The 26,584-nt window shown below is 69.5% G+C and carries 22 protein-coding genes; 15 read left to right on the top strand and 7 right to left on the bottom strand.

Annotated features, from left to right (window positions below):
* Positions 1-160 precede the first annotated feature (160 nt).
* Both G8A07_RS15940 and G8A07_RS15935 read left to right on the top strand, forming a co-directional pair.
* Positions 161-1,309, top strand: a complete 1,149-nt coding sequence (locus tag G8A07_RS15940; RefSeq protein ID WP_195793019.1) for an efflux RND transporter periplasmic adaptor subunit — start codon at positions 161-163, stop codon at positions 1,307-1,309.
* 3 nt (positions 1,310-1,312) lie between these two features.
* On the top strand, positions 1,313-4,537 hold the full coding sequence (locus tag G8A07_RS15935; RefSeq protein WP_195793018.1) for an efflux RND transporter permease subunit: 3,225 nt from the start codon (positions 1,313-1,315) through the stop codon (positions 4,535-4,537).
* 9 nt (positions 4,538-4,546) lie between these two features.
* Here G8A07_RS15935 and G8A07_RS15930 read toward each other — a convergent pair whose 3' ends face one another.
* Positions 4,547-5,962: an FAD-binding oxidoreductase gene (locus tag G8A07_RS15930; RefSeq protein ID WP_195793017.1), complete on the bottom strand. Its 1,416-nt coding sequence runs from the start codon at positions 5,960-5,962 to the stop codon at positions 4,547-4,549.
* Complete coding sequence (locus G8A07_RS15925; protein WP_195793016.1) at positions 5,959-6,363, bottom strand: DUF2069 domain-containing protein; 405 nt, start codon at positions 6,361-6,363, stop codon at positions 5,959-5,961. The genes G8A07_RS15930 and G8A07_RS15925 overlap by 4 nt, the downstream gene beginning before the upstream one ends.
* 19 nt (positions 6,364-6,382) lie before the next feature.
* Here G8A07_RS15925 and G8A07_RS15920 point away from each other — a divergent pair, with 19 nt between their 5' ends.
* Positions 6,383-7,621: a YihY family inner membrane protein gene (locus G8A07_RS15920; protein ID WP_249937016.1), complete on the top strand. Its 1,239-nt coding sequence runs from the start codon at positions 6,383-6,385 to the stop codon at positions 7,619-7,621.
* Here the strand turns inward: G8A07_RS15920 and G8A07_RS15915 are convergent.
* Positions 7,598-8,179: a helix-turn-helix domain-containing protein gene (locus G8A07_RS15915; protein WP_195793014.1), complete on the bottom strand. Its 582-nt coding sequence runs from the start codon at positions 8,177-8,179 to the stop codon at positions 7,598-7,600. The two genes, G8A07_RS15920 and G8A07_RS15915, sit on opposite strands and share 24 nt — an antisense overlap.
* A gap of 123 nt (positions 8,180-8,302) precedes the next feature.
* Between G8A07_RS15915 and kbl the strand changes: the two genes are divergently transcribed.
* Positions 8,303-9,508: a glycine C-acetyltransferase gene (gene kbl, locus G8A07_RS15910; RefSeq protein ID WP_195793013.1), complete on the top strand. Its 1,206-nt coding sequence runs from the start codon at positions 8,303-8,305 to the stop codon at positions 9,506-9,508.
* A 19-nt stretch (positions 9,509-9,527) separates the two neighbouring features.
* A complete protein-coding gene (locus tag G8A07_RS15905) occupies positions 9,528-10,475 on the top strand; it encodes an NAD-dependent epimerase/dehydratase family protein (RefSeq protein ID WP_195793012.1) in 948 nt (315 codons plus the stop codon).
* Here the strand turns inward: G8A07_RS15905 and G8A07_RS15900 are convergent, their stop codons facing one another.
* On the bottom strand, positions 10,476-10,820 hold the full coding sequence (locus G8A07_RS15900) for an Mpo1-like protein (RefSeq protein WP_195793011.1): 345 nt from the start codon (positions 10,818-10,820) through the stop codon (positions 10,476-10,478).
* Positions 10,821-10,941: 121 nt separating this feature from the next.
* Here G8A07_RS15900 and G8A07_RS15895 point away from each other — a divergent pair, with 121 nt between their 5' ends.
* Positions 10,942-12,321 carry a hypothetical protein gene (locus tag G8A07_RS15895; protein WP_195793010.1) on the top strand — a complete coding sequence of 460 codons (1,380 nt, stop codon included), beginning with the start codon at positions 10,942-10,944 and terminating at the stop codon, positions 12,319-12,321.
* 2 nt (positions 12,322-12,323) lie between these two features.
* On the opposite strand, the gene G8A07_RS15890 is transcribed toward G8A07_RS15895, so the two are convergent.
* Both G8A07_RS15890 and G8A07_RS15885 read right to left on the bottom strand, forming a co-directional pair.
* On the bottom strand, positions 12,324-13,139 hold the full coding sequence (locus G8A07_RS15890; RefSeq protein WP_195793009.1) for an alpha/beta fold hydrolase: 816 nt from the start codon (positions 13,137-13,139) through the stop codon (positions 12,324-12,326).
* Positions 13,140-13,154: 15 nt separating this feature from the next.
* Entirely contained in the window at positions 13,155-14,459 is a 1,305-nt protein-coding gene (locus G8A07_RS15885; RefSeq protein ID WP_195793008.1) for an O-acetylhomoserine aminocarboxypropyltransferase, read from the bottom strand.
* Positions 14,460-14,530: 71 nt separating this feature from the next.
* Here G8A07_RS15885 and G8A07_RS15880 point away from each other — a divergent pair, with 71 nt between their 5' ends.
* The 5 genes from G8A07_RS15880 to G8A07_RS15860 all read left to right on the top strand — a co-directional run bounded on the left by G8A07_RS15880 (position 14,531) and on the right by G8A07_RS15860 (position 21,895).
* Positions 14,531-14,995 carry a CBS domain-containing protein gene (locus G8A07_RS15880; RefSeq protein ID WP_195793007.1) on the top strand — a complete coding sequence of 155 codons (465 nt, stop codon included), beginning with the start codon at positions 14,531-14,533 and terminating at the stop codon, positions 14,993-14,995.
* 95 nt (positions 14,996-15,090) lie between these two features.
* Positions 15,091-16,191, top strand: coding sequence for a chorismate synthase (gene aroC / locus G8A07_RS15875; protein WP_195793006.1), 1,101 nt, complete (start codon positions 15,091-15,093; stop codon positions 16,189-16,191).
* Entirely contained in the window at positions 16,188-17,399 is a 1,212-nt protein-coding gene (locus tag G8A07_RS15870) for an MFS transporter (RefSeq protein WP_195793005.1), read from the top strand. Before aroC ends, G8A07_RS15870 begins: the two co-directional genes overlap by 4 nt.
* A 92-nt stretch (positions 17,400-17,491) precedes the next feature.
* On the top strand, positions 17,492-18,673 hold the full coding sequence (locus tag G8A07_RS15865; RefSeq protein WP_195793004.1) for an efflux RND transporter periplasmic adaptor subunit: 1,182 nt from the start codon (positions 17,492-17,494) through the stop codon (positions 18,671-18,673).
* 15 nt (positions 18,674-18,688) lie between these two features.
* Positions 18,689-21,895, top strand: a complete 3,207-nt coding sequence (locus G8A07_RS15860) for an efflux RND transporter permease subunit (RefSeq protein ID WP_195793003.1) — start codon at positions 18,689-18,691, stop codon at positions 21,893-21,895.
* Positions 21,896-21,904: 9 nt separating this feature from the next.
* On the opposite strand, the gene G8A07_RS15855 is transcribed toward G8A07_RS15860, so the two are convergent.
* Positions 21,905-22,951 (bottom strand): LacI family DNA-binding transcriptional regulator, encoded by a 1,047-nt coding sequence (locus G8A07_RS15855; RefSeq protein ID WP_195793002.1) that lies wholly within the window; start codon positions 22,949-22,951, stop codon positions 21,905-21,907.
* Between the two features lie 212 nt (positions 22,952-23,163).
* Here G8A07_RS15855 and G8A07_RS15850 point away from each other — a divergent pair, with 212 nt between their 5' ends.
* From G8A07_RS15850 to G8A07_RS15835, 4 genes are read left to right on the top strand one after another with little or no spacing between them, the layout of a single operon-like run.
* Positions 23,164-23,652, top strand: coding sequence for a gluconokinase (locus G8A07_RS15850; protein WP_195793001.1), 489 nt, complete (start codon positions 23,164-23,166; stop codon positions 23,650-23,652).
* Positions 23,649-24,161 (top strand): TRAP transporter small permease, encoded by a 513-nt coding sequence (locus G8A07_RS15845; RefSeq protein ID WP_195793000.1) that lies wholly within the window; start codon positions 23,649-23,651, stop codon positions 24,159-24,161. The genes G8A07_RS15850 and G8A07_RS15845 overlap by 4 nt, the downstream gene beginning before the upstream one ends.
* A gap of 7 nt (positions 24,162-24,168) precedes the next feature.
* Complete coding sequence (locus G8A07_RS15840) at positions 24,169-25,461, top strand: TRAP transporter large permease (RefSeq protein WP_195792999.1); 1,293 nt, start codon at positions 24,169-24,171, stop codon at positions 25,459-25,461.
* 46 nt (positions 25,462-25,507) lie between these two features.
* Positions 25,508-26,521 carry a TRAP transporter substrate-binding protein gene (locus tag G8A07_RS15835; RefSeq protein WP_195792998.1) on the top strand — a complete coding sequence of 338 codons (1,014 nt, stop codon included), beginning with the start codon at positions 25,508-25,510 and terminating at the stop codon, positions 26,519-26,521.
* Positions 26,522-26,584: the final 63 nt, after the last annotated feature.

Genomic DNA, 26,584 nt, shown 5'->3' with positions numbered 1-26,584 from the left:
GCGGCCCGGCAGCTGCGGTCCGCGTCGCAAGGCCCGCCGCTCATCCCCGGTTTCTGCTGCTCAGCAGGCGGAGGCTTTCGTTCGTCGCAAGCGGGTGCCGCTCTTCATGTGCGCATGGCAAGATGCCCGGATTCGACCAACAACATCCTGCGGAGTCTCGATGCGCCATCGCTTGCTCGTTCTCGCTGTAGCCAGTGCCCTGATCGCCTGTGGCAAACCCTCGGAAAAAGGGGCCGGCGAGGCCCAAGCGGCCAAGGCCGTGGCGCTCAAGCCGCTGCAGGTGTCGCCGGAGGATGTGCTGACCCTGGGGTTGTCGCAGTACGCCAGCGGGCCGGTGATCACCGGCTCGATCCAGCCCGAGAAGCGCGCCGATCTGCGCGCCGAGGTGCAGGCGGTGGTGCTGCAGGTGCTCAAGGAGAACGGCGAGCGCGTCAAGCGCGGCGACCTGCTGGTGCGCCTGGACGACAGCGCGATCCGCGAGAGCCTGTCCTCGGCCGAGGAGGCCACCCGCGCCGCGACCCAGAGCTTCGAGCAGGCCGAGCGCCAGTACCAGCGCATGAAGACCCTGCAGGCCCAGGGCATGAGCTCGCTGCAGGCGATGGAGGATGCCGAGATCCGCCGCAACAACACCCAGAGCGAGCTGGTCGCGGCCAAGGCCCGCGCCGCCACCGCGCGCCAGCAACTGCAGCGCACCGAGGCGCGCGCGCCCTTCGACGGCATCGTCTCCGACCGCAAGGTCTCGGCCGGCGACTCGGCCCAGATCGGCAAGGAGCTGGTCAAGGTGATCGACCCGGCCAGCATGCGCTTCGAGGGCCTGGTATCGGCCGACCGCATGTCCGAGCTGAAGCTCGGCCAGACCGTGTTCTTCAAGGTCAACGGCTATGCCCAGGCCGATTTCCAGGGCCAGGTGCGCCGCATCGCGCCGGCCGCCAACCCGACGACCCGCCAGGTCGAGGTGCTGGTCGGCTTCGCCGGCGAGCAGCAGCCGGGCGTGGCCGGCCTCTATGCCGAGGGCCGGGTGCAGAGCCAGAGCGTCAGCGCGCTGATGCTGTCCGACGCGGCGATCCAGCGCGAGGGCGACCAAGCCTTCGCCTGGGCGGTCAAGGACGGCAAGCTGGCGAAGGTCGCGATCAAGCTGGGCGAGCGCGACGAGCGCCAGGGCCTCTACCAGGTCAACACCGGCCTGAAGCAGGGCGACCAGGTGCTGCGCCACCTGAACGCGGCCCTGTCCGATGGCCGCCCGGTGCAGCTGGCCCGCGCCGCCGCCAGCGCGCCGGCCGCCGCCTCCGCCGCCCGCAACGGAGGTTGAGCGATGTTCTTATCCAATTTCAGCGTCAAGAAACCGATCGCGACGATCGTCATCATCATCGCGCTGATGGCCCTGGGGCTGCTGGCGCTCAAGAAGCTGCGCGTCAACCAGATCCCGGACGTGCAGCAGCCGATCATGGTGGTCAACATCAACTATCCCGGCGCCTCGCCGGAGACCACCGAGCGCGAGATCATCAACCGCATCGAGAAGTCGCTGCAGAGCATCTCCGGCGTCGATGAGGTGCGTGCCACCGCCAGCGAGGGCAATGCCCAGCTGCTGCTGATCTTCAACTTCAACAAGAACATGATCGAGGCGGCCGACGAGGTCCGCAACGCGATCAGCGCGGTGCGGCACAAGCTGCCGATCGAGATGCGCGAGCCGGTGCTGCAGCGCCTGGATCCGGCGGCCGAGCCGATCATGCAGCTGGCGCTCTCGTCCGATACGCAGACCCATGCCGAGATCTCGCGCCTGGCCGAGGACCAGCTGGCCGACCGCTTCCGCGCGCTGGCCGGCGTCTCCACCGTCACGGTCAACGGCTCGCTGACGCGGGAGCTCTCGGTGCTGCTGCATGCGCAGAAGCTGCGCGAGTTCAATGTCTCGGTGACCGAGGTGGTGAACGCGCTGCGCGCGCAGAACACCACCGCGCCGGTCGGCAAGGTGCGCGGCACCCTGGAAGACCAGAGCATCCGCCTGCTGGGCCGCATCGAGTCGCCGGCCGAGTTCGAGCAGATCGTCGTCAAGCGCCAGGGCGAGCAGCTGGTGCGCCTGGGCCAGGTGGCCAGCATCCGCGACGCCTTCGCCGAGCGCACCAGCGTCAGCGTGCGCAATGGTCATCCCAATGTCGGCCTGTCGGTGACCCGCTCGCGCGACGCCTCGACGGTCTCGGTCGCCAACGAGATCCGCAAGCTGGTCGAGGAGATCGGCAAGACCCTGCCCAAGGGAACCAAGCTGGAGGTCACGCAGGACGGCGGCAAGGATGCCGAGAACAGCCTGTACAACGTGATCCATGCGCTGGTGTTCGGCGCCGGCCTGACCATCCTGGTCGTCTATGTGTTCCTGAACAGCTGGCGCTCGACCCTGATCACCGCGCTGTCGCTGCCGACCTCGGTGATCGCGGCCTTCATCGCGGTCTGGCTGTGCGGCTTCACGCTGAATTTCATGAGCCTGCTGGGCCTGTCGCTGGCGATCGGGGTGCTGATCGACGATGCGATCGTGGTGCGCGAGAACATCGTGCGCCATATGGAGCGCGGCGCCGACCGCGTCACCGCGGCGCTGAACGGCACGGCCGAGATCGGACTGGCGGTGGCCGCCACCACCTTCTCGATCGTCGCGGTGTTCGTGCCGGTGGCCTTCATGCCGGGCATCTCGGGCGAATGGTTCCGCCCCTTCGGCCTGACCGTCGTGGCCTCGGTGCTGGTCAGCCTGTTCATCTCCTTCACCCTGGATCCGATGTTGTCGGCCTTCTGGGGCGACCCGCCGGGGCATCATGAGGCGCCGAAGAAGGGCATCTCCCTGCTGCTGCAGCGTTTCAACGACTGGTTCGACCGCCAGGCCGACCGCTATGGTCAGGTGATCGCCTGGGCCCTGCATCACCGGCGCTGGATGGCCTTCTTCGCGGTGGCGAGCTTCGTGCTGGCGATCGCGCTGCAGGCCAAGTTCGGTGGCACCAGCTTCCTGCCGGCGTCCGACTCGGGCACGATCGCCGTCGAGGTGCGCACGCCCGCCAGCTCCAGCCTGGAATACGCGAAGCTGAAGATGGAGTCTGCGGCCAAGCTGGCACGCCAGCTGCCCGAAACCAAGGCGACCAACAGCTATGTCAATGTCAGCGGTGGCCGCATCTATGTCGACCTGGGCAAGAGCACCGAGCGCCGTCGCAGCGCCGCCGAGATCGCGCAGGACCTGCGCGAGCGCATCAGCACCCTGGTGGGCGCCGAGTACGTGGTGCTGGATGATCTGAACAACGGCGCGCAGAAGCCGGTGCAGATCCGCTTCTACGGCAGCGATTCGCGCAAGCTGCTGGAGATCACCAACGACTACATGGCCAAGCTGCGCCAGGTGCCGGGCGCGGTCGATGTCGGCCTGTCCGAGCAGGACCCTCAGAACGAATTGCAGATCGAACTGAACCGCGGCCTGGCCAACGCGATGGGCATCTCGGTCGGCGACACCGCCACCGCGCTGCGCGTCGCCTTCGCCGGCGTCGAGGTGGGCGACTGGGTCGACCCCAGCGGCGAGACCCGCGACGTGGCGGTGCGCCTGGCGCCGGAGGACCGCGTCGACGCGAGCAATATCGAGCGGCTGCCGATCACGGTGGCTGGCAGCAACATGATGGTGCCGCTGGAGCAGATCGCCGACGTCACGATGGGCAAGGGCCCGGCCAAGATCCAGCATGCCGACGGCAAGCGCATGATCGCGGTCTCGGCCAATGCGCAGGGCCGCTCCTCGGGCGAGGTGACGGCCGACGCGATGAAGCTGGCCAAGGCGATCAACTTCCCCGAGGGCTATGGCATCAAGCTGGCCGGCGCCTCGAAGGACCAGGAGGAGGTGTTCGGCGCGATGCTGGTGGCGCTGATCTCCGGCATCGGCCTGATGTACCTGATCCTGGTGATGCAGTTCGGCAGCTTCACCGCGCCACTGGGCGTGATGCTGTCGCAACCGCTGTCGCTGATCGGCGTGGTGATCGCGCTCTTGCTGACCAAGGGCACGCTGAACCTGATGAGCTTCATCGGCATCATCATGCTGGCCGGTCTGGTGGCGAAGAACGCGATCCTGCTGCTGGACGCGGCGCGCCAGGAGGAGGCCAGGGGCGTGCCGCGCGAGGAGGCGCTGATGCACGCGGGCCGCATGCGCTTTCGCCCGATCCTGATGACCACCTTCGCGCTGATCGCCGGCATGCTGCCGGTGGCCATCGGCGTGGGTGAGGGCGGCGAGTTCTACCGCCCGATGGCCGTGGCCATCATCGGCGGCACGATCACCTCGACCTTCCTGACCCTCTTGATGGTGCCGAGCTTCTACGACAGCATCGAGATTATGCGCGACCACCTGATCGAGAAGTTCAAGCGCCGCGAGGCCCGCTGGAACACCGGGGTGTCGGTGCTGCTGTGCATGCTGGAGATGATCGCCTTCCTGACCCTGCTGCGCTTCGTGTTCCGCCTGCTGCGCGGCGGCTGGCGCTGGATCCAGCGCCGCCGCGGCGGTGGCGGCAAGGTGATGCCGCAGGGAGCGGATTAAGGCGCGGGGCTAGAGCACCCGCCCCGGATTGAGCAGGCCCTGGGGATCCAGGGCCTTTTTTATGGCCCGCATCAGGTCCAGCGCGGTCGCGTCGCCGCGCCGCGCCAGCTCCTCGCGCTTGAGGCGGCCGATGCCATGCTCGGCCGAGATCGAGCCGCCATGGGCCTGCACCGCGTCGAACACCAGGGCGTTGACCGCGGCCTCGCGCTCGCGCAGGAACAGGGCCGGGTCTTGCCCCTCGGGGGCCTGCACGTTGTAGTGCAGGTTTCCGTCGCCCAGATGGCCAAAGTCGACCAGGCGCACGCCGGGGAAGGCGGCCTGCAGCGCGGCATCGGTGTGCGTAACGAAGGCCGGGATGCGCGAGACGGGCAGGGCGATGTCGTGCTTGATATTGAGCCCTTCCTCGCTCTGCGCCAGCGGGATCGATTCGCGCAGATGCCACAGCGCGTGCGACTGCTCCAGGCTCTCGGCCACCGCCGCGTCCGCGATCAGACCCTGTTCCAGCGCGGCCTCCAGCAGGCCCTCGAACAGCGCGCGGGCATGGGCCTCGCTTTCGCTGTCGGACAGCTCCAGCAGCACGGTCCAGGGCGAGGGCGGCAGCGGCTGGACCAGCTGCGGGAAATGGCGCCGCACCAGGGACAGCGAGAAGGCGTTCATCACCTCGAAGCCGGTCAGCCCGGAGCCGGCGCGGGCCTGCGCCAGCGACAGCAGGCCCACCGCGGCCTCCAGGCTGTCGCAGGCGGCCAGCGCGGTCATGCGCGCCAGCGGCTGCGGGTAGAGCTTCAGGGTCGCGGCGGTGATCACGCCCAGGGTGCCCTCGCTGCCGACGAAGAGGTTGCGCAGGTCGTAGCCGGTGTTGTTCTTGCGCAGGCCCGACAGGCCGTTCCAGACCTCGCCGGCCGCGGTGACCACTTCCAGCCCCAGGCACAGCTCGCGGGTATTGCCGTAGCACAGCACCTGGGTGCCGCCGGCATTGGTCGCCAGATTGCCGCCGATCGTGCAACTGCCCTCGGCCGCCAGGCTCAGCGGGAACAGCAGACCCTGCGCCGCGGCGGCCTCCTGCACCGCCTGCAGCACGCAGCCGGCCTCCACCGTCATCGTCAGGTTCGCCGCGTCGATCTCGCGCACGCGGTTCAGGCGTGCCAGGCTCAGCAGCAACTGCGTGCCGCTGTCGTCCGGTGTCGAGCCGCCGACCAGTCCGGTGTTGCCGCCCTGCGGCACCACGGCGACCTGATGCGCGGCGCACAGCCGCAGCAGCGCGGCCACCTCGGCCGTGCTGCCGGGGCGGGCCACCGCCAGCGCGCGGCCGGTGTAGCGCTTGCGCCAGTCGCGCTCGAAGGCGGCGGCGTCGGCGCCGACCCGCACCTGGGCCGGGCCCAGCAGCTGCCGCAGCGCCTGCAGGAAATCGTTGTTGCTGCTGCTCATGCTTGCTTGGCGGCCGCGAGGCGCTGGCGCACATGCAGCGCGCAGGCGGTGAAGATCAGGCCGGACAGCGCCAGCTCGGCCCAGGCCAGCGGCACCGAAGGGCCGCGGTCACTGGTGGCGCGCACCGCGCCCTCGGCCACATAGAGCCAGATCATCAGGCTGAGCCAGCGGAAGGTGTAGAGCCGGTAGCGCCACAGGCCGACGATCGGGATCAGCAGCGGCAGCGCCTTGACGCCCAAGGTGCCGCGCCCGGTCGGCGCGAGCCACAGCTCCCAGGCCAGGCACAGCAGGAACAGGGCGATCAGGCCGACCAGGGCCAGGTTGCGCGACAGCATTTCCGGCGCGCTGGCGCGGGTGCGCAGCGGGGGCGATGCCGGGTTTTCGGAGGAGGGGGTGGACATGGCTGGCATCATAGCCAGCATGATTGTTTCGAGTCCCTCCGATGCCGACGGCCCGCAGACGCTGCTGCAGCGCCTGCTGCACTGGCCCTGGCTGGCCACCCTGCAGACCCTGCGCCTGCGTTTCGCCGAGGCCCGCCTGGGCCAGACCGCCGGCAGCCTGACCTTCACCACCCTGATCTCGCTGGTGCCGCTGCTGACGGTGATGCTGGCGCTGTTCACCGCCTTCCCGATCTTTTCCAGCTTCCAGCAGGCGCTGGAGAAGTATTTTCTGCAGAGCCTGATCCCGCCAAACATCGCGCGGCCGGTGCTGGCCTCGCTGACCCAGTTCGCGGCCAAGGCGAACCGGCTCGGCCTGGTGGGCCTGGCGGTGCTGGGGGTGACCGCGCTGACCCTGATGTTCACGATCGACCGCACCCTGAACACGATCTGGCGCGTCAAGCGCCCGCGGCCGATGGTGCAGCGGGTGCTGGTCTACTGGGCCGCGCTGACCCTGGGGCCGCTGCTGCTGGGCGGCAGCCTGACCCTGACCGGCTATGCGGTCTCGGCCGGCAAGGGCCTGGTCAGCGGCCTGCCGGGCGGGCTGGCGGTGCTGCTGAACGGGGTCGAGCTGGTAGTGCTGAGCGCCGCGGTGGCGGGCCTGTTCCATTACGTGCCCAACACCCATGTGCGCTGGCGCCATGCGCTGGCCGGCGGCCTGTTCGTCGGGATCGCCTTCGACCTGGCCAAGAGCCTGCTGGCCTGGTACGTCAAGCAGGTGCCGACTTACTCGACCCTGTACGGCGCCTTCGCCACCGTACCGATCTTCCTGATCTGGATGTACCTGGGCTGGGTCATTATGCTGCTGGGCGCGCTGCTGGCGGCCAACATTCCGGCGCTGGGCGGCAAGATGCTGCACCGGCCCGAGGCACCGGGCCTGCCGCTGGAGCTGGCGCTGGAGGTGATCCGCGAGCTCTGGTGCGGCCAGAAGAACGGCCGGCCTGGCCTGTCGGCGCAAGACCTGGCCCTGCGCCTGCGCATCGACCCGCTGCAGCTGGAGCCCTCGCTCGACGCGCTGCTGGCGATGGACTGGCTGGGTCGGCTGGAGGAGGCCGGTTCGCAGCGCCTGGTGCTGCTGGTGGCGCCCGATGTGACGCCCGCCGAGCCGCTGCTGCGGGCCCTGCTGGCCGAGCGCAGCGGCGCGCTGACGCCGCTGTGGCGCCATGGCGACTGGGAACGTTGCTCGGTGGCCGAGCTGTTAGGGATGCAGGACGACCAGTAGCGCCGTCGCCGGCTCGCCGCCGCGGTTGCGGATCGCGTGCGGGCCGTCCACCGCGTAGCGCGCGGTCTCGCCGCCCTTCAGGGTCTGGCTGACCGCGCCGGCCGTCACCTCCAGGCTGCCGCTGAGCACCGACAGATGCTCGCGCGAGCCCGGCTCATGGGCGGCCGATTCCAGCGCGCCACCGGGCTGCACCAGCAGCTCGTACCACTCGAACTGCCCGGCCAGGTCGATCGGGCCCAGGATGCGCAGGGTGCACAGCCCGTCCGGGCTGGCCAGGCTGGGCGTGGCATGCGAGGCCACGGTCTCGATCGCCGGCGCCGCCGGCCGCTCGCCGCTCAGCAGCTCCGACATCTCCACCCGCAGCGCATTGGCCAGGCGCCAGACCACGGCCACCGTCGGGTTGGCCTGGTTGCGCTCGATCTGCGACAGCATCGACTTGCTGACGCCGGCGCGGCGCGACAGCTCGTCCAGCGACAGGCCCTGGGCCTGGCGCAGGTTCTGCAGGGTGGCGCCGACCTTGGGCGGTTCCAGCGTGGAGTCGGAAAGATTGGCGGACATGGGGCGTGTAAAAAAGCTGTGTCTTCCGGCTTGACCGTGAAAAGCAATTCTCAGATACTGCACAAAAGTTCGATATATCGAACTACGTTCTGTTTAGTGAATTGTGCACCAGGAGCGCCGAGCATGAGCACCCGCGACGATTTTTATGCCCATCTGCAGACTGAACTGGCCGGTATCCGCGAGGCCGGGCTCTACAAGAATGAACGCGTCATCACCAGCCACCAGGGCGCGGTGGTCAGGACGGCCGACGGCCGCGAGGTGATCAATCTCTGCGCCAACAACTACCTGGGCCTGTCCTCGCACCCGCAGGTGATCGAAGCGGCGCATGAGGCGCTGCGCACGCATGGCTACGGCCTCTCCTCGGTGCGCTTCATCTGCGGCACGCAGGATCTGCACAAGACCCTGGAGGCGCGCATCGCCAGGTTCCTCGGCACCGAGGACACGATCCTCTACGCCGCCGCCTTCGACGCCAACGGCGGCCTGTTCGAGCCGCTCTTGGGCGAGCAGGACGCGATCATCAGCGACGAGCTGAACCATGCCTCGATCATCGACGGCATCCGCCTGTGCAAGGCCAAGCGTTTCCGCTACAAGCACAACGACCTGGCCGACCTGGAGGCCAAGCTGCAGGAAGCCAAGGCGGCCGGCGCGCGCCACACCCTGGTGTTCACCGACGGCGTGTTCTCGATGGACGGCACCATCGCCCAGCTCGACAAGATCCGCGAGATCACCGACCGCTATGGTGCGCTGCTGGGCATCGACGAATGCCATGCCAGCGGCTTCCTCGGCGCCACCGGCCGCGGCACGCATGAGCATCGCGGCGTGTTTGGCAAGGTCGACATCATCACCGGCACCCTGGGCAAGGCCCTGGGCGGCGCCTCCGGCGGTTTCACCACCGGCCGCAAGGAGGTGATCGAGTTGCTGCGCCAGCGCTCGCGCCCCTATCTGTTCTCCAACACCGTCGCGCCCAGCATCGTCGGCGCCTCGATCGCGGTGCTGGACATCCTGGAGGGCTCGACCGCGCTGCGCGACAAGCTGGAGGCCAACACCGCCTATTTCCGCGAAGCCATCCAGGCCGCCGGCTTCGAGATCAAGCCCGGCACGCACCCGATCGTGCCCATCATGGTCTATGACGCGGTGATCGCGCAGAAGCTCAGTGCCCGCATCCTGGAGCTGGGCGTCTATGCGGTGGGCTTCTTCTTCCCGGTCGTGCCCAAGGGCCAGGCGCGCATCCGCGTGCAGCTCTCGGCGGTGCATGAGCGCGCGCATCTGGAGCAGGCCGTCGCCGCCTTCGCCCAGGCCGGCCGCGAACTGGGTCTGATCAAAGCATAAGTAAGCAGCGGGACGAGACATGAGCACCAAGATCCTGATCATCGGCGCCAACGGCCAGATCGGCAGCGAACTGGCGGTCGAGCTGGCGGCGCGCCACGGCAATGCCAACGTCATCACCAGCGACCTGGCGCCCGAGGGCCGCGTGCCGGCGCTGCGCCACGAGATGCTGGACGTGACCGATGCCGCCGCGCTGGCCGCCATCGTCAAGCGCCATGGCATCACCCAGATCTACCACCTGGCCGCCGCGCTGTCGGCCACCGGCGAGCAGCATCCGATGTGGGCCTGGGATCTGAACATGAAGGGCCTCCTGAACGTGCTGGAGCTGGCCCGCACCCAGAAGCTGGACAAGATCTTCTGGCCCAGCTCGATCGCCGCCTTCGGTCCCAACACCCCGGCACTCGACACGCCGCAGACCACGGTGATGGATCCGACCACGATCTACGGCATCTCCAAACTGGCCGGCGAGCGCTGGTGCGCCTGGTACCACGCCAAGCATGGCGTCGATGTGCGCAGCCTGCGCTACCCGGGCCTGATCAGCTACAAGACCCCGCCCGGCGGCGGCACCACCGACTACGCGATCGACATCTTCCACGGCGCGTTGAAGGCCGGGCGCTACAGCTGCTTCCTCGAAGAGGGTCAGGCCTTGCCGATGATGTACATGCCCGACGCGCTGCGCGCGACCATCGAGCTGATGGAAGCGCCGGCTGAAGCTGTTCGGCAGCGCGGCAGCTACAACCTGGCCGGCGTCAGCTTCACGCCCGCCGAAATCGCTGCAGAGATCAAGAAGCACATCCCCGGCTTCCAGATCGACTACGCGCCCGACTTCCGCCAGGCGATCGCCGCCAGCTGGCCGCAGCGCATCGACGACAGCGCCGCACGCGCCGACTGGGGCTGGAAGCTGGACTACGACCTGGCCGCGATGAGCCAGGACATGCTGACGCAGCTGCGCCCGCTGCTGGCCGCGTGATCAGAAGGGGATGCGGCCGGTCCAGATGTCCTTGTACATCACCCAGTCGCCGATGAAGCTGTAGAGCGGGCGCTTGAAGGAGGCCGGTCGGTTCTTCTCGAACATGAAGTGGCCGATCCAGGCGCAGCCGTAGCCGCACAGCAGGCCGTAGAGCAAAAAGACCGGCCGACCGCTGGCCAGCCCCCAGGCCAGACACAGCAGGGCCAGGCTGGAGCCGAGGAAATGCAGGCGCCGGCAGGTCCGGTTGCGATGTTCGCCCAGATAGAAGGGGTAGAACTCGGCGAAGCTGCGGAAACGCTTGACCGCCGTTTCGTCGTCAACGGCCGGCTTGCTGCTGGGATCCATGGCGTTTGTCTCCGTGGGCGGGCGTGAATCATTCAATGCCCGGCGTCGCGGCCGGGCCATTGGTGAAAGCCCGGCCCGGTGCTTGTTGCAGCGCGGCAAGCGCCTGGGCGACACTGCGCGCGTGTCCTTCGCCCTCCCGCTACCGGCCGCGACGCCCGGCCCCTCCCTGGATCTCCTGCCCGAACGCCGGCTGAAGCAATGCCTGCTGCTGGCGCTGCTGCTGCATGTGTGGCTGGTCCTGCTGCTGGGCAACACGCCGGGCGGCAGCGCCCGGCCGGGCGAGGGCGTCTGGGGCAGCCTCAGCGTGCGCCTGCGCGGCGACGAGGCCGCCGACAAGACCCCCGGCCCGCCGCGGCCCGCGCCGGCGGCCGAAGCACCGGTCGCCCCGCAGCGCAATGTCGGCGCGGTCGGTGAAGCCAAGAGCGAACGCTTCGGCGGCGCGGTGCGGCGCGAGGGGGAGGAGGCCGAGGCGCTGCCGAAGACGCCCGGCGCCGCCCGCCTGGGCCAATGGAATCAGCAGGACACCGGCCGCCTGCTGGAGGAGCCCGCGGCCGCCGCACCCATCGCCCAGCAGCTGCCGGCGCCGAGCCGCCTCGATGCGCCGCGGCCGCTGCCGGAGCTGGCGCGGCCGGCCGTCAGCGCCGCACCGGCCGTCGAGGCCTTGCCCCAGCCGCCCAGCCTGCCGCCGCAGGTGACGGCCGAGCTGCCGGCGCCGAGCCGCGCGCTCGAGCGCGCGGCCGAAGCCTTGCCGCGGCTGGCGGCGCCGGCTGCCGCGCCGCTCGAGGCCCTGCCGGCCGCACCGCGCGCGCCGCGCCTGCCGGCGGCCATGCCGGAACCGCTGGCGCCGAGCCGCGCCGTCATGCCGCCGACCCTGGCCCCGGCCGAGGCCTTGAGCCGGGCCTTGCCCGAGCTGCCGCCCCAGGTCACCTCGACCCTGCCGGCGCCGAGCGCCTCGCCCAGCCGCGTCGCGCCGGCCGAGACCTCGGCGCCGCTCGCGCCGCTGGCCGGCGTGCCGGACGAGAGGCCGCAGGCCCTGCCGGAGGCGCCCAGCCTGCCGGCGCCGCGGCCGACCCAGTTCGCCACGCCCTCATCGACCTCGCGCGCGACGCTGGAGCACGGCCGCGACCAGCAGGCCCTGCAGCCGCTGGCCGCCGAACCCGCGCCCTCGCTGCTGCCCGCGGTGCCGGCCCCGTCCTTGCTCGGCGCGCCGGACGCCGGCTCGCGCGTCGGCCAGGACGTGGCGACGCCGCCCTCGACCCCGGCCAGCGCGCCGCCGCCCAAGCTGAACCTGAACCTGCCGCGCAGCGGCGAGGTCTCGGGCCGCAGCTCGCGCGGCGTGCTGCAGCTGATACCGCATCCGCCGGAGCGCAAGAACAAGCTGCAGGAAGGCATCGAGAACGCCGCCCGCAAGGACTGCCGCGAGGCCCATGCCGACAAGGGCCTGGTCGCCGCGCTGCCGCTGGTGCTGGGCGCGGCCAGCGACAAGGGCTGCCGCTGGTAGCTTCAGGCGCCCAGCAGTTCGCGCAGCGCGCGCAGCATCGCGTCCGGCGCCTCGGCCATCAGCGAATGGCCGGCGTTCAGGCGCAGCAGCTGCGGCTTGACCGCGGCCAGCGCCTCGACCAGCGCGGCGGTCTGCTTGGGCGCGGTCATCTGGTCGCGCTCGCCCAGGATCAGCCGGGTCGGGCAGCGCACCTTAGCCGCCGCCTCCAGCCCGCCCGTGTAGCCATCGCAGAGCCTGAAGTCATGCTCGAACAGATTCAGCGCCGATTGCCGGCCCTGGATGCGGCGCTTCAACGCGATCTCGCCACCCTGCAGCCAGGCGCCGGGACCGGGGTAGGCCGGCTTGGCCGCCAGGCCGGAAAAGGAGAAGCTGTTGACCATCGCGATCGCGCGCTCGGGCTGCTCGCGCGCGGTGCTCAGCAGGGCCTCCGAGACCTTCATCGGATAGGCGGTGCCGACCAGGGCCAGCGCACGGCTGCGCTCGGGCGCCTGGGCCGCGGCCTCCAGCGCGATCAGCGAACCCATGCTGTGGCCGACCAGCGCGGCCGGCTGGCGCACGCCGGCGGCCTCCAGCAGCTGGCCGACCCAGGCGCCCAGCGCCGGGATGCTGGCCAGCGGCGCGCCGGCGCTGCGGCCATGGCCGGGCAGGTCCGGCGCCAGCACGCCATGGCCATGGTGGGCGAACCAGCGCGCCAGCAGGGTCCAGACGCTGTGGTCGTTGAGCGCGCCATGCAGGAACACGACGCAGGGCAGGGCGGGGTCGAAGGGCTTGCCGCCGGTGTAGGCATAGGCCTCGGTGCCGTTGACGATCAGTTTCATGAGGCTCCCTCGTTCTTACTTGGCCGCGGCCTTCAGCGCGCGCTTCAGGTCGGCGATCAGGTCGTCGGCATCCTCCAGCCCGATCGACAGTCGGATCGTGCCGGGCGTGATGCCGGCCTGGGCCAGTGCGGCATCGTCCATGCGGAAATGCGTGGTCGTGGCCGGGTGGATCACCAGCGAGCGGCAGTCGCCGACATTGGCCAGGTGCGAGAAGATCTGCAGCGCCTCGATGAAGCGCTTGCCCTGCTCGCGCGAGCCCTTCAGATCGAAGCTGAACACCGAACCGCAGCCGCGCGGCAGCAGCTGCTGCGCCAGCCCATGGTCCGGATGGCTGGCCAGGCCCGGATAGCCGACCTTGGCGACCAGTTCATGGCCGGCCAGGAACTCGGCCACCTTTTGCGCATTGGCCACATGGCGCTGCATGCGCAGCGACAGGGTCTCGATGCCCTGCAGGATCAGCCAGGCGGTATGCGGGCTCATGCAGGCGCCGAAGTCGCGCAGGCCCTCGCGGCGCGCGCGCAAGAGAAAGGCGCCGACCGTGCTCTCCTCGGCGAACACCATGTTGTGGAAACCGGCGTAGGGCTCGCACAGCTCCGGGAAGCGGCCATGCCGGTCATGGGCGGCCTGCCAGTCGAACGTGCCGCCATCGACCAGCACGCCGCCGACCACGGTGCCATGGCCGGACAGGAACTTGGTGGCCGAGTGGTAGACCAGGTCCGCGCCCAGCTCGACGGGGCGCAGCAGATAAGGCGTGGTCAGCGTGGCGTCGACCAGTAGCGGCAGGCCGGCCTCATGGGCGATGGCCGAGATCGTCGGGATGTCCAGCACGTCCAGGCCGGGGTTGCCCAGGGTCTCGCCGAACAGCAGCTTGGTGTTGGGCCGGATCGCGGCGCGCCAGGCATCGATGTCGCCGGGCTTGACGAAGCTGGTCTCGATGCCGAAGCGCGCCAGGGTGTAGTGCAACAGATTGTGCGAGCCGCCGTAGAGCGCGGCCGAGGCGACGATGTGTGAGCCGGCGCCGGCCAGGGTGGCGATGGCTAGATGCAGCGCGGCCTGGCCGCTGGCGGTGGCGATCGCGCCGACCCCGCCCTCCAGCGCGGCCATGCGTTCCTCGAACACCGCGGTGGTCGGGTTCGAGATGCGCGAGTAGACATGGCCGGCGCGTTCCATATTGAACAGCGAGGCCGCATGCTCGGAGTTCTCGAACACGAAGGAGGTCGAGAGATGGATCGGTGTAGCGCGCGCGCCGGTGGCCGGGTCGGGCGCGGCGCCGGCATGTAGCGCCAAGGTGTCAAAGCCGGGGTCGTTGTAGCCCGCCATGGTGTCTCCGATGTATTTGATGCGGGCATTGTGTGCTATGTTGAATACCAGTTTCTCTGGAGGTTCCCATCATGAAAGTCGTCGACATCCTGCGCGTCAAGGGCGGCACCCTGTTCACCGTCACGCCCGACGAGCAGTTGGCTCAGGCGATCGCCACCATGGCCGAGCGCGATATCGGCTCCCTGGTCGTGATGGAGCATGGCGACCTGGTCGGCATGCTGACCTTCCGCGAGGTGATCTCGGCGGTGGTCGCCAACGGCGGCTCGGTCGGCGGCTCGCTGGTGCGCAAGGTGATGGACGACCATCCGTTGACCTGCACGCCCGAGACCGAGATCGACGAGGTGCGCCGCATGATGCTGGGCCGCCATGCGCGCTACATGCCGGTGCTGAACGGCCGCACCCTGATGGGCGTGATCTCCTTCTACGACGTGGCCAAGGCGGTGGTCGACAGCCAGGACTTCGAGAACCGCATGCTGAAGGCCTATATCCGCGACTGGCCGCTGGAAGAGAACCCGGAGCCGGAATCCAAGCTCTGAGTCCGACCGGCTCCCCGGCAAGGCGGCCCGCGGGCCGCCTTTGTCTTGCGCGCCTGCTCGTAGAATCGCCCGGCTAATCAACCCCACGGATCCCCATGTCAGGCAGCACCATCGGCGAGTTGTTCCGCGTCACCAACTTCGGCGAGAGCCATGGCCCCGCCATCGGCTGCGTGATCGACGGCTGCCCGCCGGGGATGGTGCTGTCCGAGGCCGACATCCAGCCCGAACTGGACCGCCGCCGCCCCGGCACCAGCCGCCATGTGACCCAGCGCAACGAGGCCGATGCGGTGGAGATCCTCTCCGGCGTCTACGAGGGCAAGACCACCGGCACGCCGATCTGCCTGCTGATCAGGAACACCGACCAGCGCAGCAAGGACTACGGCAACATCCTCGACACCTTCCGCCCGGGCCATGCCGACTACACCTACTGGCGCAAGTACGGCATCCGCGATCCGCGCGGCGGCGGGCGCAGCTCGGCGCGCCTGACCGCGCCGACGGTTGCGGCCGGCGCGGTGGCGCGCAAATGGCTGAAGGAAAGGTTCGGCACCGAGTTCCGCGGCTGCATGACCCAGCTGGGCGAGATCGAGATCCCGGTCGAGGACTGGAGCCTGACCGCCGGCAATCCCTTCTTCGCCGCCAGCAGCACCAAGCTGGCCGAGCTGGAGGCCTATATGGACGCCTTGCGCAAGGCCGGCGATTCGGTCGGCGCGCGCATCTATGTCGAGGCGACCGGCGTGCCGGTCGGTCTGGGCGAGCCGCTGTATGACCGGCTGGATGCCGACATCGCCCACGCGATGATGGGCATCAATGCGGTCAAGGGCGTCGAGATCGGCGACGGTTTCGGCGTCGTCGCGCAGCGCGGCAGCTATCACGGCGACGAGCTGACGCCCGAGGGCTTCGCCAGCAATCACGACGGCGGCGTGCTGGGCGGCATCTCGACCGGCCAGAACCTGACGGTCTCGATCGCGATCAAGCCGACCAGCTCGATCCGCACGGCCAAGGCTTCGATCGACCGCGCCGGCCAGCCGACCCAGGTCGAGACCTTCGGCCGCCATGATCCCTGCGTCGGCATCCGCGCGACGCCGATCGCCGAGAGCCTGCTGGCCCTGGTGCTGATGGACCATGCGCTGCGCCACCGCGCGCAATGCGGCGACGTGTCGCTGCCGGTGCCCGCCATCCCCGCCCAGCGCGGATGACCGCCGCCGCGCCCGACAGCGGGCGCACCCTGCGGGCCAGCGCCGTTCTGTCCTGCGCCTATTTCGCGGCGATCGGCGGCTTCAATCCCTACGCCCCGCTCTGGTACAAGGAGCTGGGCCTGCCGGTCTTCATGATCGGCGTGCTGGTCTCGCTGCAAAGCTGGACCCGGCTGTTCGCGCCCTATGCCTGGGGCGCGCTGGCCGACCGCAGCGGCCGGCGCGTCAGCATCATCCGCTGGGCCGCGCTGGCCAGCTGCATCGCCGGCTTCGGTTTCCTGCTGCCGGCCGATCCGCTGCTGCTGGGCGCGGCGGTGTTCCTGATGTTCAGCTTCAACGCCGCGATCGTGCCGCTGACCGAGACGGTGGTCGCGGCCCAGCTGACCGATGCCGAGGGCCGCATGGATGCGCGGCGCTACGGCCGGGTGCGGGTCTGGGGCTCGGTCGGCTTCCTGGCCAGCGTGGTGCTGGCCGGCTGGTGGTACCAATGGCTGGGCCTGCGCGCCTTTGCCGCCACCACCGTGGTGCTGCTGGCCTGCGTGGTTCTGGCGGCCTGGTCCATGCCGCGCTCGCGTGCCGCGGTGGCGGCCCATGAGGCCGGCCCGCCGGTCGGTGCGGTGCTGCGCCGGCCCGAGGTGCGCTGGTTCTTCGCCGGCGTGTTCCTGACCGTGCTGTCCCATGCGGCGCTGTACGGCTTCTTCAGCCTCTACCTGGATTCGCTGGGCTATGGCAAGCAGACGGTCGGCCTGCTGTGGGCGATCTCGGTGGTGATGGAGATCCTGTGGTTCGCCTTCCAGGGCCGGCTGCTGGAGAGCGGCACCCTGCATCGCTGGCTGCTGGCCTCGGCCCTGCTGGGCGCGCTGCGCTTCGCGCTGACGGCCGTCGGCGGCGCCAGCCTGGCCCTGCTGATGCTGGCCCAATGCCTGCACGCGATCACCTTCGCGGTGCAGCACACCGCCTGCATCGCGCTGATCATGCGCTACTTCCCCGGCCCGCTGCGCGGCCGCGGCCAGGCCCTCTATTCGGTGCTGGGCTACGGCCTGTCCGGCGTGCTGGGCGGCCTGGGCGGCGGTTGGCTGGCGCAGCAGCTCGGCTATGCCAGCGTGTTCTGGGTCGCCAGCGCGGTGGCGCTGGGCGGCGCGGCCTGCTGCTGGCGCAGCCTGCGCCTGGAGCGGCGGGAGCCATCCGGGCCCGGTGCAGATCAGGCCTAGCTTTCTGCATTTCGTCGCAGCGCGTATCCCGGTAAAGTTCTGTCTCCCTACACTGCGGCCACTTTCTGAGTGAGTCGAATCTGGGGGAGACCATGCGCAAGCAGTGGCTTTATGGCGGGATGGCCGCCTTGGTGCTGGCCGGCGGTGCCGGTGTGGCGGTCTGGGCCTCCAAGGGCGATGGCCCCAAGAAACCCGCGGGCGACAAGGCGCCGCAGGTCGCGCTGGAGTTCGTGCCCAACGAGGTGGTGAAACCGAGCCTGGCCAGCATGCCCGGCCTGATCGAGTTCTCCGGCCCGCTGGTCGCACCCGGCACCGTGATCGTGCGCAGCAAATCGGCCGGCACCCTGCTGAGCCTGGCGGTGGGCGAGGGCAGCCGGGTGCGCGCCGGCCAGAGCCTGGGCCAGGCCGATCTGGAGGAGCTGCGCTACCGCGTCGCCGAGCGCGGCGCGACCCTGGAATCGGCGCGCGCGCAGCTGGCCCAGTCCGAGCGCCAGCACAAGGCCAACGAGGGCCTGGCGGCGCAGAACTTCATCGCCCCGACCGCGCTGGAAACCTCGCGCGCCAGCCTGGAGGCGGCGCGTGCTCAAGCGCTGGCGGCCAAGGCCCAGCTGGACACCAGCCAGGTGGGGCTGCGCCAGGCGGCGCTGGTCTCGCCGATCAACGGCGTGGTGGCCAAGCGCCATGCGCTGCCGGGCGAGAAGCTGGCGTCCGAGCAGCAGATCCTGACCATCGTCGACCTCTCCAAGCTGGAGCTGGCCGGCCTGGTCGGTACCCATGAGGTCAGCCGGCTCAAGCCCGGCATGCCGGTGCAGGTGCGCATCGAGGGCGTCGAGCAGCCGGTGCAGGCGCATATCGCGCGCATCGCGCCGGCGGCCGAGCTGGGCACGCGCTCGATCGGCGTGACCCTGGAGCTGGCCAATCCGCAGGAGCAGTTCCGCGCCGGGCAATATGCGGTGGCGCGGGTCGAGCTGCCGGACGAGACGCAGCGCCTGACCGTGCCGCAGACGGCGGTCAGCAGCAACGCGGGCCAGGAGCAGGTCTGGATCATCGACAACGGCGCGCTGGTGCGTCGCATCGTCACCACCGGCCGGCGCGACGCGCGCGAGGGCAAGATCGAGGTGCTGCAGGGCCTTAATGCCGACAGCCAGGTGCTGGCCGCGCGCTTCGACAATCTGCGCGAGGGCAGCAAGGCCAGCGTGGTGGCCGGGCGTACCAAGCCCGCCGCGCCCCAGGTGGCCAGCGCCGCCAGCGGCCCGGCCGGCCAGCGCCAGTAAGCGGGAGGTGCCATCATGTGGATGACCCGCGTCTCGATCCAGCACCCGGTGTTCGCCACCATGGTGATGGTGGCCCTGTGCGTGCTGGGCCTGTTCTCCTATGCCAAGCTGGGTGTCGAGCAGATGCCCGACATCTCGATGCCCGGCGCCTGGATCGATGTGCGCTACCCCGGCGCCAGCCCCGAGGCGGTGGAGCGCGAGGTGGCCAAGCCGCTGGAGGAAACGATCAACTCGATCGCCGGCGTCAAGCGCATCCAGTCGCGCAGCTTCGAGGGCCGCGCCCAGACCAGCGTCGAGTTCACCCTGGACACCGACATGGGCCGCGCGATGCAGGACCTGCGCGACCGCATCTCGCTGGCGCAGGCCCGCTTCCCGAAGGATGTGAAGCCGGCCAATGTGTCGCGCTTCCAGGGCGACAACAGCCAGCCCATCGTCGTGATGGCGCTGATGAGCAAGACCCGGCCGGCGCGCGAACTGTCGATGCTCGGCGAGCTGACCGTGGCCAAGCGGCTGCAGCGCGTCGAGGGCGTCGCGACGGTGGACATCGGCGGCCTGACGGTGCGCGAGGTGCGCATCGACCTGGACCCGCTGCGCCTGCGCGCCTACGGCATCACGACCGCCGAGATCGCCCAGGCCCTGGCCGCGGCGAATGCCGACCAGCCGGTGGGCCTGCTGTCCGACCGCTATCAGGACGCGACCCTGCGCGTCGAGGGCCGGGTGCGCGATCCCAAGCAGTTCGCCAATGTGGTGGTGGCCAAGCGCGGCAGCCTGTCGCTGACCCTGGGCGACCTGGGCAGCCTGGTCGAACGCGAGCGCGAGCCGGACAGCCTGGCGCGCATCAACGGCCAGCCGGCGGTGAGCTTCAACATCTTCAAGCAGCAGGACGCCAACATCGTCAAGACCGGCGATGCGGTCAAGGAGGCCGCCGAGGAGCTGCGCCGGACCCTGCCCAAGGACATGGAGCTGACCCTGATTTATGCCAGCAGCGACTTCGTCAAGGGCTCGCTGAAGGGCCTGCAGCACACCCTGATCGAAGGCGCGCTGCTGACGGTGGCGATCGTGTTCCTGTTCCTGCACAGCTGGCGCTCGACCATCATCACCGGCCTGACCCTGCCGATCGCCGTGATCTCCAGCTTCATCGCGGTGCATGCCTTCGGCTTCACGCTGAACTTCATGACGATGATGGCGCTCAGCCTGTGCATCGGCCTCTTGATCGATGACGCGATCGTGGTGCGCGAGAACATCGTGCGCCATGTCGGCATGGGCAAGGACCATCACCAGGCGGCGGCCGATGGCACCAACGAGATCGGCCTGGCGGTGATGGCCACCACCTTCGCGATCTGCGCGGTGTTCGTGCCGGTGGCCTTCATGGGCGGCATCATCGGCAAGTTCTTCTATCCCTTCGGCATCACGGTGGCGGTGGCGGTGCTGGTGTCGCTGTTCGTCAGCTTCACCCTGGACCCGATGCTGTCCTCGATCTGGAAGGACCCGCCCAGCACCCGGATGAAGACCCTGCCGGTGATCGGCCACCTGATCCGCGGCACCGACCGGATGATGGACGTGCTGCACGCGGTCTACGAGAAGACTCTGCGCTGGGCCTTCTCGGGCCGCCGCTACCGGCTCTGGGTGCTGCCGGCCTTCGGCCGCCCCTTCGGCGCCGACGGCAGGCGCGACAAGGCGCAGAAGCGCCGGCTGCGCTCGGCGACCATCACGCCGCGCGGCATCGTGATGGCGGGCGGCGTGGCGAGCTTCGTGGTTGCGATCCTGCTGACGCCGCTGGTGGGCAGCGAGTTCGTGCCCGAGACCGACCAGGGCTTCACCCAGATCAATCTGCGCATGCCGGTCGGCTCCAGCCTGGAGCGCAGCCATGCCAAGGTGGCCCAGGTCGAGGAGATCCTGCTCGGCTTCCCCGAGGTCAAGACCATCTCCACCGTGGTGGGCAGCAGCGGCGAGGGCCTGTCCACCGGCCGCAACCAGGCGGCGCTGAACATCGCGCTGACCGACCGCAAGGAACGCAAGCGCAGCCAGAAGGAGGTCGAGAACGCCGCGCGCGCCGCGATCGCCAAGATCCCCGGCATCGACGTCTCGGTGGGTTTCAACCGGCCGATCTATGTCGCCATCCTGGGCTCGGATGCCGAGGTGCTGACCCGCACCGCGCAGGAGTTCGCCGAGAAGGTGAAGAAGATCCCGGGCGCGGTGGACGTCGAGATCTCGGCCAAGCCGGGCCTGCCGGCCTATGCGGTGCGGCTGAAGGATTCGGCGATCCGCGAGCTGGGCTTGAACCCGCCGCAGGTGGCCGCCTCGCTGCGCGCCTATGTGAACGGCGAGACCGCGACCTACTGGACCACGCCGGACGGCACCCAGGTGGAGGTGAACCTGCGCCTGCCGGGCAGCTTGCGCGAGCGCATCGAGCAGATGAGCAAGCTGCCGGTGGCCTATGCCGCCAACGGCTCGCCGATCGCACTGGACCAGGTGGCGACGATCGAGCCGGTGTTCAATCCCGAGGTGATCCGGCGCCAGAACCTGCAGCGCCGCGAGGCCATCTTCGCCGGCGTGCAGGGCCGCGCGGCCGGCGACGTCGGCGCGGAGGTGCAGAAGCTGGTCAAGGAAACCCAGCTGCCGCCCGGCATGAGCTTCGACGTCGGCGGCCAGACCAAGGACCAGGAGGACGCCTTCAAGGGCATGGTCGGGGCGATGGGCCTGGCGGTGATCTTCATCTACATCGTGCTGGCCAGCCAGTTCGGCAGCTTCCTGCAGCCGATCGCGATCATGGCCTCGCTGCCGCTGTCGCTGATCGGCGTGATGCTGGCGCTGCTGCTGTGGAACTCGACCCTGAACGTGTTCTCGATGATCGGCCTGGTGATGCTGATGGGCCTGGTGACCAAGAACGCGATCCTGCTGGTCGACTTCGCCAACCATGCGCGCCAGGCCGGCGCGACGGTGGCCGAGGCCCTGCTGCAGGCCGGCCTGATCCGGATGCGGCCGATCATGATGACCACCGCGGCGATGGTGTTCGGCATGCTGCCGATGGCGATCGCGCTGAACGACGGCGGCGAGGTGCAGGCCCCGATGGGCCGCGCCATCATCGGCGGCGTGATCACCTCGACCCTCCTGACCCTGGTCGTGGTGCCGGTGCTGTATTCCTATCTGGTGCGGGAGCGCAAGCCGAAGCCGGACGAGGCGCCGCAGGGACTGGCGGTCGCGCCGGCAGGGGATGACTGAAGGGCTTGATCAGGTGCTGCCCCGCAGCAGCACCTCATAGCCCAAGTCCCGCTGCGGCGCGGCCACCGCCTCGCCGCGCATCAGCGCCAGGAGCATCGCGGCGGCCTCGCGGCCGATCTCGCTGCGCGGGGTGCGCACGGTGCTGAGCGGCGGCAGCATCTGGTCGCTGCCGGTCAGGTCGTTGAAGCCGGCCACGGCCAGGCGCTGCGGCACCCGGATGCCCAGTCGCAGCGCGGCCAGCAGCGCGCCCTGGGCCAGGTCGTCGTTGTTGAAGAAGATCGCATCGACCTCAGGGGCCTCGGCCAGCACCCGCTCCAGCAGGCGGCCGCCCAGAGCCAGCGAGGAGGGCGCCGCGTCGAGGAATTCCAGCGCCGGGTCGTAACAGCCGGCGGTGCGCAGCGCGCGGCGGTAGCCCTCGGCGCGCTGCAGGGTGCGCGGGTCCAACTGCGCCGCGGCGAAGGCGATGCGGCGCCGACCGCGCAGCAGCAGGGCCTCGGTGATCGCCTGGCCGGCGGCGGCCTGCGAGAAGCCGACGCTGTAGACGCCGTCGCCGCCCTGGGTCTCCATCACATGCACGCAGGGCGCACCGCTGGCGCGGATCAGCGCGGCCGCGGCCTCGCTGCGGTCGAAGCCGGTGACGATCAGGCCGGCCGGGCGGTGCAGCAGGTAGCTGCGCAGCAGCGCCTCCTCCTCGACCGGGTCGTAATGGGTGACGCCGATCAGGGTCTGGTAGCCGGCCGGCAGCAGGGTGCGCTGCACCGCGTCCAGCAGGTCGACGAACAGGGCATTGGACAGCAGCGGGATCAGCACCGCGACCTGGGAGCTGCGGCTGGAGGCCAGCGCGCGCGCCGCGGGATCGGGCACATAGCCCAGGCGCTGCACCGCGGCCTGCACCCGCTCGACCAGCTCCGGCGCCACCGCGCGCTCGCCGCGCAGCGCGCGCGAGGCGGTGATCGGGCTGACGCCGGCGGCCTGCGCCACCTCCTGCAGGGTCACCCGGCCGCTGGAGCGGCGGCGCCGGGGTGGTGCGGGATCGAGCGGGGGCCTGTGACTCATCGGTGCGTAGTTTCCCTGATACGGTGCATTTTGATTGAAGCCTAGGATAGCGCTATCCGAGTCCGGGGCCAAGGTGGATCACCCTTGATCACCGCCTTGATCGCCCGAAAGGGCGGGTCGACGGCTCGTGGCGGGTGGTGTCCTGATGCAGATCGCACCACCTTTTGTTTACCTGAATTGGATAGCGCTGTCCGATGGCTGCAGTGGTTGTCATGGGGGTTGCCGGTTGCGGCAAATCCAGCCTGGGTCAGGCCCTGGCGCAGGCGCGCGGCTGGGCCTATGTCGAGGGCGATGCCTTCCATGCCCCAAGCTCGATCGAGAAGATGCGCGCCGGCGTCGCGCTGACCGATGCGGACCGAGCCGGCTGGCTCGACACCTTGGGCGGGGAGCTGCAAAAGCATCCCGGCGGCGTGGTGCTGGCCTGCTCGGCGCTCAAGCGCGCCTACCGCGAGCGCCTGCGCGCCGCGCGGCCTGGGCTGCGCTTCGTCTTCCTGGAGATCGACCGTGAGCTGGCGCTGCGGCGCGTCTCGGCGCGCGCGGCCCAGCATCTGTTCCCGGCCAGCCTGGTGGACAGCCAGTTCGCCGCGCTGGAATCGCCGCAGGGCGAGGCCGGGGTGTTGACGGTGGCGGCTGCGCAGGCGCCGCAGGAACAATTGAGCCAGGCCCTGGCCTGGCTGGCAGTAGAAGGAGAAAGCGCATGAGCAGCAGCAGTGGTGACAGCGAGCAGCAGCCCTGGTGGACCCGGCTCAGCAATGCGCTGATGGCGCTCTGCCTGGCCGTGATGGCGCTGGCGGTGTTCATCAATGTGGTGCTGCGCTACGGCTTCGGCAGCGGCATCGCGGCCAGCGAGGAGCTGTCGCGCCTGCTCTTTGTCTGGATGGTCTTCATCGGCGCCACGGCCGCCTACCCGCGCGGCGAGCACATGGCCTTCACCAGCCTGCTGCTGCCGCTGCGCAAGCGGCCGATGGTGCTGAAGGCGATGACGCTGCTGATCCGCGTGGCGGTCGTGCTGGCCTGCGTGCTGCTGGCCTGGGGCGCCTGGCAGCAGGTGGTGGTGGGGTTGGGCAGCCAGTCGGTGGTGCTGGGCTATTCGTCCGCGCTGCTGCCGCTGCCGGCCTTTCTGAGTGCGGTGGCGATTGGGCTGATGGCCCTGTGGCAATTGCTGCGTGGCCAGGCGCTGGACCTGGGCCACGAGGCGGAAGTGGAGTGACGGACCGATGAGCAACGAGGCACTCTCCTTCGTCGTTTTCTCGCTGGGCATGCTTGTGCTGATGGGCATCGGCATCCCGATGGCCTTCGCGCTGGTGCTGACCGGCGCGGGCATGGCCTGGGCGCTGGACTTCTGGGACACCCAGCTGCTGGCGCAGAACCTGGTGGCCGGCATCGACAGCTTCCCGCTGCTGGCCGTGCCCTTCTTCATCCTGGCCGGCGAGCTGATGAACAGCGGCGGCATCAGCCGGCGCATCATCACGATGGCCCAGGCCTGGGTGGGGCATATCCGCGGCGGTCTGGGCTTTGTCGCGATCGGCGCGGCGGTGCTGATGGCCAGCATGAGCGGCTCGGCCCTGGCCGATACCGCGGCGCTGGCCACGATCCTGCTGCCGATGATGCGCGCCCATGGCTACCCGATGGCGACCTCGGCCGGCCTGATCGCCTCGGGCGGCATCATCGCGCCGATCATCCCGCCCTCGATGCCCTTCGTGATCTACGGCGTGACGACCAACACCTCGATCTCGGCGCTGTTCCTGTCGGGTATCGTGCCGGGCCTGATCATGGGCATCGGCCTGCTGGTCGCCTGGAAGCTGCAGCTGCGCAAGCTTGAGCTGCCGGCCGGCGAGCCGCTGCCGCTCAAGGAGCGCCTGCGCGCGACGGCCAAGGCCTTCTGGGCCATCCTGATGCCGGTGATCATCATCGGCGGCATGAAGAGCGGCGTGTTCACGCCGACCGAGGCGGCGGTGGTCGCGGCCTTCTATGCGCTGGTGATTGCGCTGTTCGTGCATCGCGAAATGAACCTGGGCGGCCTGAGCCAGGTGCTGGTGCGCGCGGCCAAGACCACCTCGATCGTGATGCTGCTGTGCGCCGGCGCGCAGGTGGCCAGCTACATGATCACCCTGGCCGACCTGCCGGGTGTGCTGACCGGCTGGCTGGGGCCGCTGGTCGAGTCTCCGCGCCTGCTGATGGCGGTGATGATGATCGTGCTGGTGGTCATCGGCACCGCGCTGGACCTGACGCCGACCATCCTGATCTTCGCGCCGGTGATGCTGCCGATCGCGGTCAAGGCCGGCATCGACCCGGTGTACTTCGGCCTGATGTTCGTGCTCAATGGCGCGATCGGCCTGATCACGCCGCCGGTGGGCACGGTGCTGAACGTGGTGGCCGGCGTGGGCCGGCTGTCGATGCACCAGGTGATCAAGGGCGTGAACCCCTTCCTGTTCACCTATGTGCTGATCCTGATCCTGTTCACCCTGTTCCCGCAGCTCGTCACCGCGCCGGTCGCTTGGATGCGCTGAGCCGCCGACCCCCCCACCCCCTCATACCCACAAGGAGACCGTCACCATGAAAACTCTGCGTCGCACCCTGCTGGCCGCCGCGGCCCTTTGCCTGGCCACGGCCGGCGTGGCCCAGGCCCAGGACATCAAGCCGCGCCTGATCCGTTTCGGCTACGGCCTGGCCGAGGCCAGCAACCAGGGCCGCGCGGCCAAGGTGCTGGCCGAGAACGTCGAGAAGCTCTCCGGCGGCAAGATGAAGCTGCGCGTGATCGGCGGCGCGGCCCTGGGTTCGGACAACCAGATGCAGCAGGCCCTGATCGGCGGCGCGCAGGAGATGATGGTCGGCTCCACTGCCACCCTGGTCGGCATCACGAAGGAAATGGCCCTGTGGGACACGCCCTTCCTGATCAACAACACCAAGGAGGCCGATGCGCTGCTGGACGGACCGGTCGGCGAGAAGGTCAAGGCCAAGCTGGAAGAGAAGGGCCTGGTCGGTCTGGTCTATTGGGAAAACGGCTTCCGCAACCTGACCAATAACAAGAAGCCGGTCGCCAAGCTGGAGGACCTGGACGGCATCAAGCTGCGCGTGATGCAGAACAACGTCTACCTGGACAGCTTCAAGATCCTGGGCGCCAACGCGGTGCCGCTGCCGTATTCCGAGCTGTTCACCGCGCTCGAGACCAAGGCGGTCGACGGCCAGGAGAACCCCTACAACACCATCCTGTCGGCCAAGTTCTACGAGGTGCAGAAGTACCTCAGCGTGACCAACCATGTCTACGCGCCCTGGATCGTCACCGTCAGCAAGAAGTTCTGGGACGGCCTGTCCAAGGACGAGCGTGCGGTGCTGCAGAAGGCCGCCGCGATCAGCCGCGACTTCGAGCGCAAGGACACCCGCGAGGAGGCCGCCAAGGCCCTGGCCGAGCTGAAGGCCAAGGGCATGCAGGTCACCGAGCTGAGCCCGGCCGAGGTCGGCCGCATGCGCGACAAGCTGACCAAGGTCAACGCCGGCATCGCCACCCAGGTCGGCATGGAGCTGTGGAACGAGACGCAGGCGGAACTGGCAAAGATCCGTAGGAAGTAGGCCTACCCCCTACGGCCTGCGGCCGCCCCCTCGAGGGGGCGCGCCCGCAGGCCCGGCAGAGCC

The organism is Roseateles sp. DAIF2, assembly GCF_015624425.1.
Classification (GTDB): Bacteria; Pseudomonadota; Gammaproteobacteria; order Burkholderiales; family Burkholderiaceae_C; genus Kinneretia.
The sequence above is the reverse complement of the archived record's forward strand: the minus strand, read 5'-3'. Positions and strand labels throughout refer to the sequence as shown.

Bases quoted from the DNA above. Each gene is read 5' to 3' on its own strand.
- G8A07_RS15940 (WP_195793019.1), top strand. From the start codon at position 161: ATGCGCCATCGCTTGCTCGTTCTCGCTGTAGCCAGTGCCCTGATCGCC.
- G8A07_RS15935 (WP_195793018.1), top strand. From the start codon at position 1,313: ATGTTCTTATCCAATTTCAGCGTCAAGAAACCGATCGCGACGATCGTC.
- G8A07_RS15930 (WP_195793017.1), bottom strand. From the start codon at position 5,962: ATGAGCAGCAGCAACAACGATTTCCTGCAGGCGCTGCGGCAGCTGCTG.
- G8A07_RS15925 (WP_195793016.1), bottom strand. From the start codon at position 6,363: ATGTCCACCCCCTCCTCCGAAAACCCGGCATCGCCCCCGCTGCGCACC.
- G8A07_RS15920 (WP_249937016.1), top strand. From the start codon at position 6,383: ATGATTGTTTCGAGTCCCTCCGATGCCGACGGCCCGCAGACGCTGCTG.
- G8A07_RS15915 (WP_195793014.1), bottom strand. From the start codon at position 8,179: ATGTCCGCCAATCTTTCCGACTCCACGCTGGAACCGCCCAAGGTCGGC.
- kbl (WP_195793013.1), top strand. From the start codon at position 8,303: ATGAGCACCCGCGACGATTTTTATGCCCATCTGCAGACTGAACTGGCC.
- G8A07_RS15905 (WP_195793012.1), top strand. From the start codon at position 9,528: ATGAGCACCAAGATCCTGATCATCGGCGCCAACGGCCAGATCGGCAGC.
- G8A07_RS15900 (WP_195793011.1), bottom strand. From the start codon at position 10,820: ATGGATCCCAGCAGCAAGCCGGCCGTTGACGACGAAACGGCGGTCAAG.
- G8A07_RS15890 (WP_195793009.1), bottom strand. From the start codon at position 13,139: ATGAAACTGATCGTCAACGGCACCGAGGCCTATGCCTACACCGGCGGC.
- G8A07_RS15885 (WP_195793008.1), bottom strand. From the start codon at position 14,459: ATGGCGGGCTACAACGACCCCGGCTTTGACACCTTGGCGCTACATGCC.
- G8A07_RS15880 (WP_195793007.1), top strand. From the start codon at position 14,531: ATGAAAGTCGTCGACATCCTGCGCGTCAAGGGCGGCACCCTGTTCACC.
- aroC (WP_195793006.1), top strand. From the start codon at position 15,091: ATGTCAGGCAGCACCATCGGCGAGTTGTTCCGCGTCACCAACTTCGGC.
- G8A07_RS15870 (WP_195793005.1), top strand. From the start codon at position 16,188: ATGACCGCCGCCGCGCCCGACAGCGGGCGCACCCTGCGGGCCAGCGCC.
- G8A07_RS15865 (WP_195793004.1), top strand. From the start codon at position 17,492: ATGCGCAAGCAGTGGCTTTATGGCGGGATGGCCGCCTTGGTGCTGGCC.
- G8A07_RS15860 (WP_195793003.1), top strand. From the start codon at position 18,689: ATGTGGATGACCCGCGTCTCGATCCAGCACCCGGTGTTCGCCACCATG.
- G8A07_RS15855 (WP_195793002.1), bottom strand. From the start codon at position 22,951: ATGAGTCACAGGCCCCCGCTCGATCCCGCACCACCCCGGCGCCGCCGC.
- G8A07_RS15850 (WP_195793001.1), top strand. From the start codon at position 23,164: ATGGGGGTTGCCGGTTGCGGCAAATCCAGCCTGGGTCAGGCCCTGGCG.
- G8A07_RS15845 (WP_195793000.1), top strand. From the start codon at position 23,649: ATGAGCAGCAGCAGTGGTGACAGCGAGCAGCAGCCCTGGTGGACCCGG.
- G8A07_RS15840 (WP_195792999.1), top strand. From the start codon at position 24,169: ATGAGCAACGAGGCACTCTCCTTCGTCGTTTTCTCGCTGGGCATGCTT.
- G8A07_RS15835 (WP_195792998.1), top strand. From the start codon at position 25,508: ATGAAAACTCTGCGTCGCACCCTGCTGGCCGCCGCGGCCCTTTGCCTG.